Annotated in this window: 14 protein-coding genes; 9 read left to right on the top strand and 5 right to left on the bottom strand. The window is 65.6% G+C overall.

What is annotated here, in order from left to right:
- Positions 1-95 precede the first annotated feature (95 nt).
- The 4 genes from ACODTA_RS18950 (at position 96) to ACODTA_RS18965 (ending at position 3,955) form a co-directional block, all read left to right on the top strand.
- Positions 96-656, top strand: a complete 561-nt coding sequence (locus ACODTA_RS18950; RefSeq protein ID WP_489067543.1) for an SRPBCC family protein — start codon at positions 96-98, stop codon at positions 654-656.
- A 3-nt stretch (positions 657-659) separates the two neighbouring features.
- Entirely contained in the window at positions 660-1,850 is a 1,191-nt protein-coding gene (locus ACODTA_RS18955) for a zinc-dependent alcohol dehydrogenase (protein WP_489067544.1), read from the top strand.
- Positions 1,851-1,864: 14 nt separating this feature from the next.
- A complete protein-coding gene (locus ACODTA_RS18960) occupies positions 1,865-2,647 on the top strand; it encodes an SDR family NAD(P)-dependent oxidoreductase (RefSeq protein ID WP_489067545.1) in 783 nt (260 codons plus the stop codon).
- Between the two features lie 273 nt (positions 2,648-2,920).
- Entirely contained in the window at positions 2,921-3,955 is a 1,035-nt protein-coding gene (locus ACODTA_RS18965; protein ID WP_489067546.1) for an ATP-dependent DNA ligase, read from the top strand.
- Positions 3,956-3,960: 5 nt separating this feature from the next.
- Here the strand turns inward: ACODTA_RS18965 and ACODTA_RS18970 are convergent, their stop codons facing one another.
- Together ACODTA_RS18970 and ACODTA_RS18975 are read right to left on the bottom strand one after the other, a co-directional pair.
- Entirely contained in the window at positions 3,961-5,085 is a 1,125-nt protein-coding gene (locus ACODTA_RS18970; RefSeq protein ID WP_489067547.1) for a glycoside hydrolase family 130 protein, read from the bottom strand.
- Complete coding sequence (locus ACODTA_RS18975; protein ID WP_489067548.1) at positions 5,082-5,837, bottom strand: SDR family oxidoreductase; 756 nt, start codon at positions 5,835-5,837, stop codon at positions 5,082-5,084. The genes ACODTA_RS18970 and ACODTA_RS18975 overlap by 4 nt, the downstream gene beginning before the upstream one ends.
- A gap of 144 nt (positions 5,838-5,981) precedes the next feature.
- Between ACODTA_RS18975 and ACODTA_RS18980 the strand changes: the two genes are divergently transcribed.
- Both ACODTA_RS18980 and ACODTA_RS18985 read left to right on the top strand, forming a co-directional pair.
- Positions 5,982-6,572, top strand: coding sequence for a hemerythrin domain-containing protein (locus ACODTA_RS18980; protein ID WP_489067549.1), 591 nt, complete (start codon positions 5,982-5,984; stop codon positions 6,570-6,572).
- A gap of 23 nt (positions 6,573-6,595) precedes the next feature.
- Positions 6,596-6,787: a hypothetical protein gene (locus ACODTA_RS18985; RefSeq protein ID WP_489067550.1), complete on the top strand. Its 192-nt coding sequence runs from the start codon at positions 6,596-6,598 to the stop codon at positions 6,785-6,787.
- Positions 6,788-7,222: 435 nt separating this feature from the next.
- On the opposite strand, the gene ACODTA_RS18990 is transcribed toward ACODTA_RS18985, so the two are convergent.
- From ACODTA_RS18990 to ACODTA_RS19000, 3 genes are all read right to left on the bottom strand, one after another.
- Entirely contained in the window at positions 7,223-7,561 is a 339-nt protein-coding gene (locus tag ACODTA_RS18990; RefSeq protein WP_489067551.1) for a DUF6894 family protein, read from the bottom strand.
- Between the two features lie 176 nt (positions 7,562-7,737).
- Positions 7,738-8,436 carry a GFA family protein gene (locus ACODTA_RS18995; protein WP_489067552.1) on the bottom strand — a complete coding sequence of 233 codons (699 nt, stop codon included), beginning with the start codon at positions 8,434-8,436 and terminating at the stop codon, positions 7,738-7,740.
- Between the two features lie 3 nt (positions 8,437-8,439).
- Entirely contained in the window at positions 8,440-8,697 is a 258-nt protein-coding gene (locus tag ACODTA_RS19000; RefSeq protein WP_489067553.1) for a GlsB/YeaQ/YmgE family stress response membrane protein, read from the bottom strand.
- A 451-nt stretch (positions 8,698-9,148) separates the two neighbouring features.
- On the opposite strand from ACODTA_RS19000, the gene ACODTA_RS19005 reads away from it, so the two are divergent.
- Genes ACODTA_RS19005 through ACODTA_RS19015 form a run of 3 tightly spaced genes read left to right on the top strand, consistent with a single transcriptional unit; the run spans position 9,149 to position 13,873 of the window.
- Positions 9,149-9,757: a PRC-barrel domain containing protein gene (locus tag ACODTA_RS19005; RefSeq protein WP_489067554.1), complete on the top strand. Its 609-nt coding sequence runs from the start codon at positions 9,149-9,151 to the stop codon at positions 9,755-9,757.
- Complete coding sequence (locus tag ACODTA_RS19010) at positions 9,754-12,879, top strand: DEAD/DEAH box helicase (protein WP_489067555.1); 3,126 nt, start codon at positions 9,754-9,756, stop codon at positions 12,877-12,879. The genes ACODTA_RS19005 and ACODTA_RS19010 overlap by 4 nt, the downstream gene beginning before the upstream one ends.
- A 4-nt stretch (positions 12,880-12,883) precedes the next feature.
- Complete coding sequence (locus tag ACODTA_RS19015; RefSeq protein ID WP_489067698.1) at positions 12,884-13,873, top strand: NAD(P)/FAD-dependent oxidoreductase; 990 nt, start codon at positions 12,884-12,886, stop codon at positions 13,871-13,873.
- The last annotated feature ends 61 nt before the right edge of the window (positions 13,874-13,934 follow it).

Consider the following 13,934-nt stretch of genomic DNA (forward strand, 5'->3'; position numbering starts at 1 on the left):
TGTTTGCGCGACTTGATAACGCAGGTGAAATTTCAGGAACTTCGCATGTGAGGGCGCGGTTGGGTGGCGATCATCTTTGCCACAGGAGTTGCCCGATGTCCGACACGCTCGAGACCGATCGGCCGCGTGACGACGCGCCGATCACCGCATCCAAGACCAGGACCGGCGACCGCGCGCTGCTGGCCGAGGCGGTCACGATCGCGCGGCCGGCGGCCGAGCTCTACGATTTTTGGCGCGATGTCGCCAATCTCTCCAGCTTCATGGAGAATATCGAGCTGGTCGAGCCGATCGATGAGCATCGGTCACGCTGGCGCGTCAAGGCGCCGGCGGGGAAAAGCGTCGAGTGGGAATCGGTGATCACCGATGAACAGCCGGGCCGTTCGCTGACCTGGCAATCCGCCGAGGGCGCGGACGTCGACAATAGCGGCAAGGTCGAGTTCATCGATGCCGGAACCCGGGGCACGATCGTCCGTGCCGTCATCGCCTATGATCCCCCGGCCGGGCTGGTCAGCCGTGTCGTCGCCAAGCTGTTCCAGCGCGAGCCCCGCCTGCAGGCGCGCCGCGACCTGCACCGTTTCAAGCAGCTGATGGAGACCGGCGAAATCTCCACCAATGCGCGCAACCGCGCGGAACTGGCGAAAGAAAGGGAGGATTGAACGATGCGCGCGATCACATGGCACGGCAAGCATGACGTCCGCTGCGATAATGTGGACGATCCCGAGATCGTCAATCCCCGCGACGCGATCATCCGCGTCACGTCCACCGCGATCTGCGGATCGGACCTGCACCTCTACGACGGCTACATTCCGACGATGAAGAAGGGCGATATCCTGGGCCATGAGTTCATGGGCGAGGTCGTCGATGTCGGCCCGGGCAGCACATTGAGGAAGGGACAGCGCGTCGTGGTGCCGTTCACGATTAGCTGCGGCGCCTGCTATCATTGCTCCAAGCATCAATATTCGGCGTGCGACAATTCGAACCCGGCCGACAACCAGGACCTCGCCCGCGAGCTTTACGGTCACCCGATGGCCGGCCTGTTCGGCTACAGTCACATGACCGGCGGCTATGCCGGCGGGCAGGCCGAACTTGTCCGCGTCCCCTATTCGGACGTCGGCCCCTTCGTCGTGCCCGATGACAGCATCGAGGACGAGAAGGTCCTGTTCATGACCGATATCCTGCCGACGGGCTGGATGGCGGCGGAGAATGCCGGGATCGAGCCGGGCGACACCGTCGCGGTCTGGGGCTGCGGCCCCGTCGGCCTGTTCGCGGTCCAGAGCGCCTTCCTGATGGGGGCTGAGCGCGTGATCGCGATCGATCATTTCCCGAACCGCCTGGATCTGGCGAAGCGCTTCGGTGCGGAGACGATCAATTTCGACGAGACCAAGACCTATGACGCGCTGATGGAGATGACGGGCGGGATCGGCCCCGATGCTTGCATCGATTGCGTCGGGCTCGAAGCGCATGGCGCCTTCGCGGACAATATCCTCGACCAGATCAAGGTCTCGACCTTCATGGGCACCGATCGCGCCCATGCCATCCGCCAGGTGATCATCGCTTGCCGCAAGGGCGGGCGCGTCTCCATGCCTGCAGTCTATGGAGGCTTTGTCGACAAATTCCCGCTCGGCGCGCTGATGCAAAAGGGGCTGACGCTCAAGACCGGCCAGACGCATGTGCAGCATTATATGCCCGCGCTCTACGCCGCGATCGGCGAAGGGAAGGTCGATACCACCTTCCTGATCAGCCATCGCATGCCGCTCGAACAGGGGCCGGACGGCTACAAATTGTTCCACGACAAGCAGGACGAAGCCACCAAGATCGTGCTGAAGCCCGGCATGGCACCGGCCGCCTGAGAAGGAGAGAGAAGATGGCGGACAAACTTGCGATCATCACCGGGGCGTCCACGGGGATCGGGTTCGAACTGGCCGAACTGGCGGCCGATGCCGGATATGACCTGATCGTCGTCGCCGACGAGCCGTTGATCGAGGCTGCGGCGCGTGATTTCGAGCGGCCGGGCATCACCGTGCGCGCGGTGGAAGCTGATCTTGCGACGACCGATGGCGTCGACCGCCTGCTGGAAGCCACGGGCGACCGCCGGATCGACCTTCTCTGCGCCAATGCCGGGCGCGGCCTTGGGCATGGATTTCTGGAGCAGCAGGTGGCGGACTGGCGCCGCGTCATCGACACCAACATCACTGGCACAGTCTATCTGCTTCAGAAGGTGCTGAAGCCGATGGTGGCGCGCAACGCGGGCAAGGTGCTGATCACCGGTTCGATCGCGGGCTTCATGCCGGGCAGCTTCAATGCTGTCTACAACGGGACCAAGGCCTTCGTGGACAGCTTCGCCGATGCGATCCGCAACGAACTGAAGGACAGTGACGGCATCACCATCACCACGTTGATGCCCGGGCCGACCGAGACAGAATTCTTCGATCGTGCCGACATGCTCGACACCAAGGTCGGAGCGGAGGAGAAGGACGATCCCGCCAAGGTCGCCAAGGCTGGCTGGGACGCGCTGATGGCGGGCAAGGCGCATATCGTATCGGGCTGGAAGAACAAGGTCCAGGCTGCGGCCGCGCATGTTTCGCCCGCGGCCGTGCTTGCTGAGCAGCATCGCAAGATGGCCGAACCCGGAAGCGCCGACAAATAACGGAGACCGGGCCACTGGATTCGCGGCCTCCTTCCAGCTGGAAGTATGATTGGAGACCAAATATGGCTGAGATCAGGAGGCACGCGTCGGGCGCTGTCGATGAAGCCGTCGGAAAGGCGAAGCGGTTCATCGGGGAGGTCGCCAGTCGCCCCGATATCGTGGTTGAGGGCGATGCCCAGGAAAAAAGGGGCAGGGCCGAGCAGGCGCGTGCACGTTCCGGTTTGAGCCGCACGCCCCGATGAGCCGAGGGCTGACCCTGGACGCGGCTTCATGATGACCAGCGCCCTGCGGCATTCTTTGGCGGACACGCCACCGATGGAAGCGAAGCTGGCCGCGGGCCTGCCCGAGGAATCGGGGTGGCAGTTCGAACCCAAATGGGATGGCTTCCGTGCCATCGCCGCGCGGCGGCCGGGCGGCGAGATCACGCTGATGTCCAAGTCGGGCAAGCCGCTCGATCGATATTTCCCTGAGATCGTCGCCCTGCTCGCCGCCGTCCGCATCCGCGATTATGCGGTGGACGGAGAAATCATCCTCACACGCGACGGCGCTTTGTCGTTCGATTCGCTACAGGCGCGGCTGCATCCCGCTCCGAGCCGGATCGCGCGTTTATCGGTCGAGACGCCGGCGCACCTGATGCTTTTCGACTGCCTGGCGGCCGATGGCGATATCCTGATCGACCAGCCGCTGACCCGCCGCCGCGCTGCGCTGGAGCATTTTCATGCGATGGAGGGCGGGCCGGCCTTGCTGCTTTCGCCCAGGACCGAGGAGGTGGAACGGGCGCGCGCGTGGCTCGCGCGCAGCGGCGGTGCGCTCGATGGCGTCGTCGCCAAGGCCCGCGACGATATCTACCGGCCGGGCGAGCGCGCCATGATCAAGGTCAAGCAGCGCCGCACCGTCGATTGCGTCGTCGGCGGTTTCCGGCGCGAGCGCGATGGCCCGCTCGTCGCATCCCTGCTGCTTGGCCTGTACGACGATGCCGGCATGCTCGACCATGTCGGCTTCACCTCGTCTGTCGCCGCGCGCGACAAGCCGGCACTGACCGCCCGGCTGGATGCGCTGGTCGCGCCGCCGGGCTTCACGGGCAGGGCGCCCGGTGGCCCGAGCCGCTGGAACGATGGACGCGAAGCAGCATGGGAGCCGCTCAAACCCGAACTGGTTGTCGAAGTTGTCTATGATCAGGTGACGGCAGGCCGGTTTCGTCATGGCACGAAATTGCTGCGCTGGCGGCCGGACAAGGCGCCGCGCCAATGCACACTGGACCAGCTGCGCCTGCCGTTGCGGCCTGCGGAACTGCTGACGCTGCGCTGATCCGTTCAGTTGGGTCGGAAGGTGCTTTTGGGGATATGCGTGATGCGGCACGCTAGATCGGCTTCGCCCGACGCCACGATATAATGATCGCCGCCATCGGCAACGCCGGTGGTGAACACCACATCGCGCACATAGAGCTGATGCTCGATCGGCGCGGTGAGCGCGGGGTGGGGCTCAAGCAGCGGCTTGTGATCGGTGCGAAGGATGCGTGTCGGATCTTCGCGGTCGAGCAGCGACCAATAGGTGCGATAGATGCCGACGATCTCCTTCGGCTCGACGCCGTGCCACAATGTCAGCCAGCCATCCGGTGTCAGGATCGGCGGTGCGCCGCCGCCCATGCGCGCGGTGGCGACGGTGCCGGCGTGCGGGCGGATGCCTGGCGAAAGATGCGGTTTCCAGTGCAGCGCATCGGGTGAAGTCGCCAGGTTGATCGACGGGCCCGCGCGCCATTCGCTGCCCGGCGGATAGGCAAAATAGAGCGCGCCGAGCGGGCGGGTCTGCGCCCAGTATCGGTCGTCGATCAGTCCTTCGAAGATCAGCATGTCCTTGTTCTGGTGATCGAGCACGATTCCTTCGAACCGCCAGTCGATGGCGTCGTCCGATGTGTAGAGCGTGGTCGAATGGCGTTCTGGGCTGACGGAGCATGTGGTCATGAAATAGCGGCCGCCGATGCGGCTGATCCGCGCATCCTCCACGCCATAGCATTGCACGCTGTGGCCGGGCGCGATCGCGCGGTCGTAATGGACCGCGATCACCTCGAGCCCGTCCGGCGTCAGTTCGACGGGCAGCAGCCATGACAGCGATGTGAGCGCCATCACGTTCCAGCCGCCGCCCGGAATACTGAACTTGCGCGGATCGGCGGTGTCGGCGTTTTCCAATGGCCACGCGTCGAGGTGATATACACCCGCATCCCATCTTATGGCGTGGACATGGCCGTCGCGGATCGGCTCGCGCAGCGCTTCCGCGATCCGCACCATCATTAGCAGGTTGCCGCCGGGCAGCACGGTAAGCGCGGGATTGAACGCGCCGAGCACATAGGTTTCTGCATCGAGATGGCCGGCAAGCGGCGAACGCGCCAGATCGATATCGTCGGGCACAAGGACGAGCCGGTCGACGTCATGGCGGCTCATGGATGCTCCAGCCGGGTTTCGACGCGCATCAGCGAGACCGCCGTCCGCCGTGGCTGCGTCAGCATATAGTGCGTGGCGACCGCGATATCCTCGGCGCGCAGCATCTTGTGCGCGTTGATCAGTTCCACCTGCTTGTCGGGCGGGAAATCCGGATACTGGAAATCGGCGCCGGTGAAGCCGGGTTCGATGAGCCCGACCTTGATGTCGCGCTCCGCCAGTTCCTCGCGCAGCGACTTGGCGAAACCCTGGATGCCCGATTTGGCTGCGACATAGATCGATGATCCGCCCTTGCGCGACACGGCGGACATCGAACCGATCAGCACGATATCGCTGCCGGCCTCCATCCGTTCGGCCGCCTTTTGCGTCGTGATCAGATAGGATGTGAAATCGGTCTCGATCTGGTAGCGCGTATCGTCCTCCTTCGTATCTGCCAGCGCCTCGGCGGGAATGGCGGCGTTGATGACGGCGATGTCCGGCACGCCCAGCCATGCATCGGCAGCGGCGAAGAAACGCTCGACACCCTCCGCCTCCGCCAGGTCGATCGCGAGGCCGTCGCCGTCGCCGACCTCGCGGATACGGGCGAGCGCATCCTCCAGATGATCGGCGTTCCGCCCGCAGATGAAGACACGCGCGCCCTTGCTGGCGAGCAGCACCGCGATGGCCCGCCCGATGCCGGTGGTGCCCCCGGTTACGATGGCGTTGCGGCCGTCGAGCGATGGTTGTTCGGTATGGGCGTCGCGTTCCGATGTCATGATCGAAGCTCCTCTGTCTGCCGGGAGAAAGCAGCGGGCATGCCCCGGGTTCCCGTTGTTGCGCTTGCGCGATTTCCGCAACCTTCGCCGCGGCGCACGCGTTGCCCGACGGCGCGGGGGAGAAACCATGAAGAGGGACAGATCATGGCGACGGCAGCGAAGACGAGGAAATCGACGGGCAGCGACGGCAATAACAAGAGCACTGGCGCATTCATCGGCGCGGCGGCGATCGGTGTCGCTGCCGGGTTGGCCGCCAACCTGGGACGCAAGGCGATCGTGCAGGGCGCGACGGCGGCGGCAGGCGACTGGATGGAAGGATTGAAGGCGGAACACCGCGCGACGATCGCCATCTTCGACGCGCTGGAAAAGACGGAGCGCAGCCATGTCCGCAGGCGCGGCATGCTGTTGATGCAACTCAAGCATGCGCTGAGCAAGCACGCGTTCCAGGAAGAAAATGTCGTCTATCCGGCGATGCGCCGGCATGGCCAGGCCGAAGCGGCGGACGGGCTCAACCGCGATCACGGCTATGTGAAGCAATATCTGTTCGAACTGACCGAACTCGACAAGGGTAGCCCGGCCTGGATGGACAAGGTCCGCGCGTTCCGCGCCGATCTGGAAAAACATGTCCGCGAGGAGGAGGATCAGCTCTTCCCCGCCCTGCACGCGGCACTTGGTGAAGCCGGCAACAAGCATGTGACGCTGGCGATGAACAAGGAAGGCTTCAAGATCGCCTGAGCGCATGATCCAAGGAGATGAACATGGACACGGTTGAAAGCGAGCGCGGCAAGCGGCGGCGTATCGACAAGGACGGCACCGTCCACGGCAGCGGTGTCGGTGCCGGTGGCGGCAATCCCGGCGAGGACTATGACGACGATCCGGTGGGTGGTGGCGGGCCTTCGCCGGCGGGATCGTCCCACAAGCCGGACAAGGCGCCCGGAGGCAGCGCATGAGCGAGCCTGAAACCAGCATGTCGCGCGACAGCGGTGAGCCTAAACCGGTACGCCGCCAGGATGGGGGCGGCGAACGCCGTCCCCTGCCTCAATCCGAGGACAGTCGCGGCAATCGCGCACCTGATGATGAATCGTCGACGATCCTGCCGAGGTCGAGCCGACGCGCTCGGCGATCCGCAACCAGTCCCGGGTTTCGCCGGAAGATTACGAAGGCAGCAGCCAGAGCGGCGGGTTGGATCGCCCGCAGGACAAGATGTGAGTGCCAGGGGGCGTCGCTGGATCCGTTGATCCCGCCGCCCTGCGGCGGGGGCCCGGATGGCGGTCTGACCGGATCGATACGCCGGCGCGCACGCGGTCGACGCGCGAACCTTCAACCCGACCTGCACGTGCCTGGGCAGTTCCGAAAACGCTGTCGCGAACCAGGGACGGCCAGCGCTATGAGCGCCGCGCCGCGATCTTCACGTCAAACGCGTCGATAAAGACGATCTCGGTCAGGAGATTGCCGATATCATCCTCGATCTCGACGCGACCGCCCAGATCGATCAAGCCGTCGCGTGCTTCCGCCGAGACGATCGAACGGATGCTGTCCAGCGCGACCGCGCACGCCGCGGCCTGATCACTGGCGTCCATGCCTTCCTCGTCCCTGGTCAATCCATTTCCGCTATGGATATGAAGAAAAAACGCGGCATTCGAGACCTCTCCCTCTGCTCTTTGAACATCGCTTCGCCTCGCGATGTTCCCGCTTGCGGACTGGGTATCCGATCGCCGCCCCATTCGATCTCGTCCTGGGGGAACATGCCCATGGCACGATCGGCCAATCGCTGCGCGCTGGGGATCAGGTAAGCGCTGTGCGGGTAAGCTGAGTGTGCGCAAGCCACGTGCCGCGTGCCGGCATCTCCCATCTCCGCGATGTCGACCAACGCCTGGGCCCAGCGAGCTTGACGGAATTGTCAGCGACCGCGGCTCCCGGACTTTTTTAAAGATCCGGCTCTGATCTTTGAGCTTCCGGCGCCAATATTGACGGGCGGCGCGAGCGGGTTGATGTCGCTCTTCTTGATCTCCCCGAGTGCGATCCGGCGTTCGGCGTCGCCCGGGTCATCGGTTCGAGCGTCCCCGGGAAGCGGCAGGGCGCGTTCTTGATGCGAGCCGCGCCCAGCTGATTCTTCGGCACCGCTCGCCTTCGCCTTCCGGCCGTGATGCTCGGCTTCCGCGGCGATGCGATCATCCAGGCCGACGGTTTCCGGCCGGAATCTTTCGTGCCGTTCCAGCGCGTCGTCGGTCTCGAACCAGCCGATCCGGCTCCGCGTCCAGATGTGGAATCCGGGAGCGACGCGCTCCGGATCGTCGAGCGTCGCGATGGTGAAGTCGGTCGTATCGGGCTGATGCCCGACACGCATGGCGATGGGGGTTCCGCAGTCGCCGCAGAACCACCTCTCGCCGAGATCCGACGAAGCGCGCCTGACCGGTTCGTGGCCCAGCATGACGAGATCATCGCGAGGAACCGTGGCGAAGGCCATGACCGGTGCGCCGCTCGACAACTGGCAGATGCGGCAGTGACAATAGCCGGCATCAAACGGGAGTGACTTCAGCCGGTAGCGGATCGATCCGCAGGCACAGCCCCCCGTCAGGTCCTCGAGAGGGCGCGCCATGTCCTATCTGACCGAGCCGCGACGGACGAGGTTGACGATGCCGAGCAGCACGACGGCACCGATGAACGATGCGATCAGCGAGCGCGCATCGAATCCCGAATTGTTGATGGATCCGCCGCTGACGACGAGGCCTGCGAGGAACGCGCCAACGATGCCGACGACGATGTTGAGGAAAATCCCCTGTTGTGCGTCGGTGCGCATCACAATGCTCGCGAGCCATCCGAGAATACCGCCGACGACCAGCCAGATGATCAGGGACATGGGATCCTGCCTTTCCTTTGCTGTGAGAGATCAAACTACTGTCGGCCGGTTCGTTTGTTCCATCGGCCGGCGGGGCGCTTGCGCGAACACAGCGCACAGCCCCCTGAAGCGGCCTTGCTCGGTTCGGACGAACTGATCTCGCAACCCGTATCAGGAATGGGTGTGAAATCCGTCTCCCGCTTGTCGGCCCGGCGATGGGCGAGCGATGTCCTGTCCTTCGTCGCGCCTGGAACATCGGATGTACGAACGCCGTTTCAGCGGGACATGACCCTTGATCGCGATCCCCGTCCCGCATCCCGCCCCCGAGGTTTTTCGACGGATGCATCCGGATCGACGAATCCATCCAGATGGAAGGCGTCGTCGTTCGATTTATCGGCGGTTCCTTCGTATCCTGCACCCGGTTGCAGCCGGTCGTGTCTTGCACATGCAAATGTTTTCATGGACTTTTACGATGGAGCCTTTTCTGGAGGACGTTGCTGGTTGGGTCGCGCCGGGCGCGACCATGATCGCCGCGATGATGACCGCCGCCAACCTTGGCGCCCGCGTGACGGGCTGGGGTTTCGTGGTCTTCACCCTGGGATCGGTCGCCTGGTCGCTTGTCGGCATTTCGACCGGCCAGACCAATCTGCTTGCGACCAATGCCTTCCTCACGCTCGTCAATCTCGTGGGCGTCTGGCGCTGGTTAGGCCGGCAGCGCGCTTATGAGGACGGCGGCAAATCTGCAGAAGCGGCAAGCCGTCGCTCAAGCTATCCGACCTTGTTCACCGCGACCGGCTTGGCCGGAATGCCGGTTGTGACGTCCCGCGGCGACATGGTCGGCAAGGGCGTCGAAGCGCTCCTGGCATGCGAGACCGGGGAGGTGAGCTATGTCGTGGTCGGCACGGGCGGCATCGGCGGTGTCGCGGAAACGCTTCGCGCCGTCGATCGCAGGGACATGCGGTTCTCCTGCGAGCGCATCACGCTGCTCCATGACTCCTCCTGGTTCGAGGCGCTTCCGCCGCTCGCCGATGCCGACTGGCCCGCTCGTCCGGCCGCGGCCGGGGAGGGGGGCGCTCGATGACGGAGGGGCGCGGTGTCGGCGAAACGGCCTTGCTGCTCTGGCGGGCCCTCGCGCAGAGGGACATGCTCTACCTGGCGGACGACGAACAGGAGGCGGAGGCCGTTGCCGCGGCGCTCGGTGCGATGGCGCCGGACCGGGCGGTGGTCTACCTGCCCTCGAGCGATACCTTCCCCGGCGACACGGCGCCCGCATCGCCCGCCAATATCGGGCAACGGGTGAGGGCGCTGCGCGCGCTCCGTCAGTTGTCGCTGCGTGCCGGCAGCCGTGTCGCCACGATCATGAGCGGCGAAGCTGCGGCACGCCTCTATGCCCCGCCATCGGCGTTCGATGCGGCGCCACCCCTTCTGCGCCGTGGCGATCGGATCGATATGGATGGTTTCGCCAGGGAAATTGAGAGTATCGGCTATGTCGTCGATGACAGGGTCGACGAACCGGGCGAGGTGGCGGTCCGCGGCGACGTCATCGACATCTTTCCGGCGGACGCCGGCCTGCCCGCGCGCATCGATGTCGTGGAAAGGCGGGTCGCGGCTATCCGCCGGTACGATCCGGCGACGCAATTGAGCGGCGAGGAATGCGGGGAACTCGAGATCGGACGCGCGGTCGAACCCGATGTCGGGGCCGGGGTATCCATTCTGATCCATCTGCGGCCGGGCGGCCTGATTTGTTCGGTCCAGGCCGAGCGACGCCGGCGCCGGTTCATTCGCATGGCGACCGAGGCCGCGGGCCGGAACGGCGCGACGACCGACGCCGTCGACGAGCGGGACTGGGCCGCCGAACTCGGGAAATGGTCCCGGTCGGATGTCGGGGCTGAACATGTCTCACCCGTTCCCCGGTTCGCGGAGGAACGGTCGCCGCTCGCCTCCATGGCCCGTTTCCTCCAGTCATTGCTGCAAGGGCGAAGATTTCTTCTTGCGGGAAGCGAGCGTGACCTCCGGTTCCTCCGGCCGCGCATCGAACGGAAACTCGGGATCACGCTTCAGTTCGTGGCTGATGTCGCGGAAGCGTTGACCATTCCCGGCACGGGCGCCCTGCTCGACGCGCCGGTCGATCGCGGCGCGATCTGCGACGACCTGGTCATGGTGGCGGCGGCCGATCTGCTGGGCAGTCGCGCGCTCGTCGGCGACCAGCCGGAACCCGTTTCGGAGACATTGGCGCGATCGGGCGGCGACATCCGTTGCGGCGATATCGTGGTCCATGATGATCATGGTGTCGGCCGCGTCCTGGGGCTGGAGGCGTTGCCGGGCGACGAAATGGGGGAATTGATCGCGCTGGAATATCTCGGTGGCGCGCGGCGGCTGGTACCGGTTCGCGAGGCAGGGCGCATCTGGCGCTATGGGACCGATGCGGACGCGGTGAGGCTCGATCGGCTTGACGGCGTGACCTGGGAAACGCGCCGTGGTGCGATCGAGGAAGCGATCGCGGAAAGCGTCCGCGCATTGATCGCGCTCGCGGACGACCGCGCCCGGATGGCGGCGCCGGTGATCGACCCTGACGCGGCCGCGTACGAACGGTTTGTCGGAACATTCCCGTTCAACGAAACCGCTGGTCAGACGCGCGCGATCCAGGCGGTTCGCGACGACCTTGCCAGCGGCCGTCCCATGGACCGGCTGGTCATCGGCGACGTCGGCTTCGGAAAGACGGAAGTGGCGCTGCGCGCGGCCGCCCTCACCGCGCTTGCCGGCTACCAGACCGTCGTCGCGGCGCCGACCACCGTGCTGGCGCGGCAACATCTCGAGACCTTCGCGCGCCGGTTCGCGGGCACCGGGGTGACGGTTGCCGGGCTCTCGCGCCTGTCCGGCGCTGCGGAAAGAAAGGCGGTGAAGGCGGGGCTTGCGGAGGGCTCGATCCACATCCTTGTCGGCACGGGCGCCGTCATGGCCCGGGATGTGCGCCACGCCAGGCTGGGACTCGTCATCATCGACGAGGAACAACGCTTCGGCGTCGCGGACAAGGCGAAATTGCGCGGGAGGGCCGATGTCCATCTTCTGGCGATGAGCGCGACCCCGATCCCCCGCACGCTGCACCGGGCGATGATCGGTCTGCAGCAGATCTCGGTCATCGGCACGCCACCCGCGCGACGCCAGCCTGTTCGCACCAGCCTGGTCGAACTGGATGACAACCGGATCCGCACGGCGCTTGTGCGAGAGCGCTCCCGTGGTGGCCAGAGTTTCGTCGTCGTGCCCCGCATCGCGGATCTGGCGCCGTTCTCGGAGCGGCTTCGGCGCATCGTGCCGGATCTCGCGCTCGTGATGGCGCATGGAAAATTGCCCGGCCAGGAGATCGACGCGGCGATGGTCGGTTTCGCCGGCGGGCAGGGCGACGTCCTGCTCGCCACGAACATCATCGAGGCGGGGCTCGACATTCCCCGCGCCAACACGATGATCATCTGGCGCGCCGATCGTTTCGGCCTTGCCCAGCTTCACCAGTTGCGAGGGCGGGTGGGCCGCGGCCGTCGCCGCGGTCAGGTGATGCTTCTGACCGATGGCGGCGAGATCGCGGATCGCACGATGAAAAGATTGCGCACCCTTGCCACTTATGACCGGCTTGGCGCTGGATTCGACATCAGCGCCGCCGACCTTGATCAGCGCGGGGCCGGGGACCCGCTGAGCGACGACCAGGCCGGGCACATGAAACTGATCGGCATCGATCTCTACCAGCATCTCTTCGAGGCGGCGCTGAGACGCGCGCGGGGGAAGGATGCCGCGCTGTGGTTGCCCGAGATCAACATGAGCGGCGCCGGTTTCCTCCCGCCCGGCTGGATCCCCGACGCGGACATCAGGCTTGGCCTGTACGTGCGGCTCGCACGCGTCCGCGATGAGGCGGAGCTCGACACTCTCGAGCATGAGCTGGCCGATCGCTTCGGCGCCTTGCCCCCGCCGGCGCGAGCACTGGTCCTGGCCGGCCGGATCACCCTTCTGGCGCGCGCATCGCGCATTTCCCGCATCGATGCCGGACCCGCGGCCATCGCGCTGACCCCGGCGGACCCGGATGCCAGCATGCCTGGCGGGCTGAAGCTGGTCCCGAAGGATGGGCGCTGGCTGCTCAAGCAACCGACAAGCGATGCGGATCGTGCCGAGCGGATCATCGATCTTCTCGAAAGACTCGTCGAAAGGACAGCGTGAGGCCATGCCGGATCGAAGCGATGATGGGGCGGACGCGCCCCTTGACTGCCTGATCATAGGCGCAGGCCCGGCGGGCCTGACCGCCGCCATTTATCTTGCGCGCTTCCGTCTTTCGGTCGGTCTGGTGGACGCCGGGAAAAGCCGGGCGGCGATGATCCCCCGCACCCGGAACCACGCGGGATTCCCAGGCGGGATATCCGGCAACGACCTGCTTTCGCGAATGCGGACCCAGGCGGCGGAGTTCGGGGTTCGCGTAACCCATGGCGTCGTGGAAACGCTTGAGCGCGAGGCTGCCCTGTTCGTCGCTGAAGGCGTCGGCAGGAGATGGCGCGCCTCGACGGTTCTGCTCGCGACAGGTGTCGTGAACAATCCACCGCCCATCGCGCCCGAGCTCCACGATGTCGCGCTGCAGCGCGGGCTGCTGCGCTATTGTCCCATCTGCGACGGCTATGAGGTCACCGACAAGCGATTGGCGGTGATCGGCACGCGCACCCATGGGCATGATGAGGCCATGTTTCTCAGAATGTATTCCGCGTGCGTGACGCTCATCGCGCCGGACGGCGGACATGCCTTGTCCGAGGCCGAGCAGCACGGTCTTGAGACGGCTGGGATCCGGCTGCGCGACGGACCGTGCCGGCCTTTGCGTATCGACGGCGGGCGGATCATCGTCGAGGTTCCGGGCGAAACCCTGTCCTTCGACGCTGCCTACCCCGCCCTCGGCTCCGTGATCCGCTCCGAACTCGCGATCATGCTGGGCGCGGAAGTCACCCGGGACGGTTGCCTGGTCGTCGACGGCCATCAGCGCAGCAGCGTGCCCGGCCTCTATGCAGCGGGTGATGTCACCAAGGGCCTCGATCAGATCAGCCACGCGATGGGAGGCGCGGGCGTCGCCGCGACGACGATCCGCAACGACCTGGCCCTCAGGCGGCGATTGTTCCGCGAGGCTGGAAACGAGCCGGTTCAGGGACCGGTAGAAGACTCTCCGAGGCTGTGAAGCGCATCCCGTCGCGATCCGACCGGATGACGTATTTCCCGCCCGCTGCGAAAACGAAGAT

The organism is Sphingomonas sp. FG14 (assembly GCF_057809675.1).

Excerpts from the sequence above, each read along its gene's own strand:
- ACODTA_RS18950 (WP_489067543.1), top strand. The coding sequence starts at position 96 with ATGTCCGACACGCTCGAGACCGATCGGCCGCGTGACGACGCGCCGATC.
- ACODTA_RS18955 (WP_489067544.1), top strand. The coding sequence starts at position 660 with ATGCGCGCGATCACATGGCACGGCAAGCATGACGTCCGCTGCGATAAT.
- ACODTA_RS18960 (WP_489067545.1), top strand. The coding sequence starts at position 1,865 with ATGGCGGACAAACTTGCGATCATCACCGGGGCGTCCACGGGGATCGGG.
- ACODTA_RS18965 (WP_489067546.1), top strand. The coding sequence starts at position 2,921 with ATGACCAGCGCCCTGCGGCATTCTTTGGCGGACACGCCACCGATGGAA.
- ACODTA_RS18970 (WP_489067547.1), bottom strand. The coding sequence starts at position 5,085 with ATGAGCCGCCATGACGTCGACCGGCTCGTCCTTGTGCCCGACGATATC.
- ACODTA_RS18975 (WP_489067548.1), bottom strand. The coding sequence starts at position 5,837 with ATGACATCGGAACGCGACGCCCATACCGAACAACCATCGCTCGACGGC.
- ACODTA_RS18980 (WP_489067549.1), top strand. The coding sequence starts at position 5,982 with ATGGCGACGGCAGCGAAGACGAGGAAATCGACGGGCAGCGACGGCAAT.
- ACODTA_RS18985 (WP_489067550.1), top strand. The coding sequence starts at position 6,596 with ATGGACACGGTTGAAAGCGAGCGCGGCAAGCGGCGGCGTATCGACAAG.
- ACODTA_RS18990 (WP_489067551.1), bottom strand. The coding sequence starts at position 7,561 with ATGGGGCGGCGATCGGATACCCAGTCCGCAAGCGGGAACATCGCGAGG.
- ACODTA_RS18995 (WP_489067552.1), bottom strand. The coding sequence starts at position 8,436 with ATGGCGCGCCCTCTCGAGGACCTGACGGGGGGCTGTGCCTGCGGATCG.
- ACODTA_RS19000 (WP_489067553.1), bottom strand. The coding sequence starts at position 8,697 with ATGTCCCTGATCATCTGGCTGGTCGTCGGCGGTATTCTCGGATGGCTC.
- ACODTA_RS19005 (WP_489067554.1), top strand. The coding sequence starts at position 9,149 with ATGGAGCCTTTTCTGGAGGACGTTGCTGGTTGGGTCGCGCCGGGCGCG.
- ACODTA_RS19010 (WP_489067555.1), top strand. The coding sequence starts at position 9,754 with ATGACGGAGGGGCGCGGTGTCGGCGAAACGGCCTTGCTGCTCTGGCGG.
- ACODTA_RS19015 (WP_489067698.1), top strand. The coding sequence starts at position 12,884 with ATGCCGGATCGAAGCGATGATGGGGCGGACGCGCCCCTTGACTGCCTG.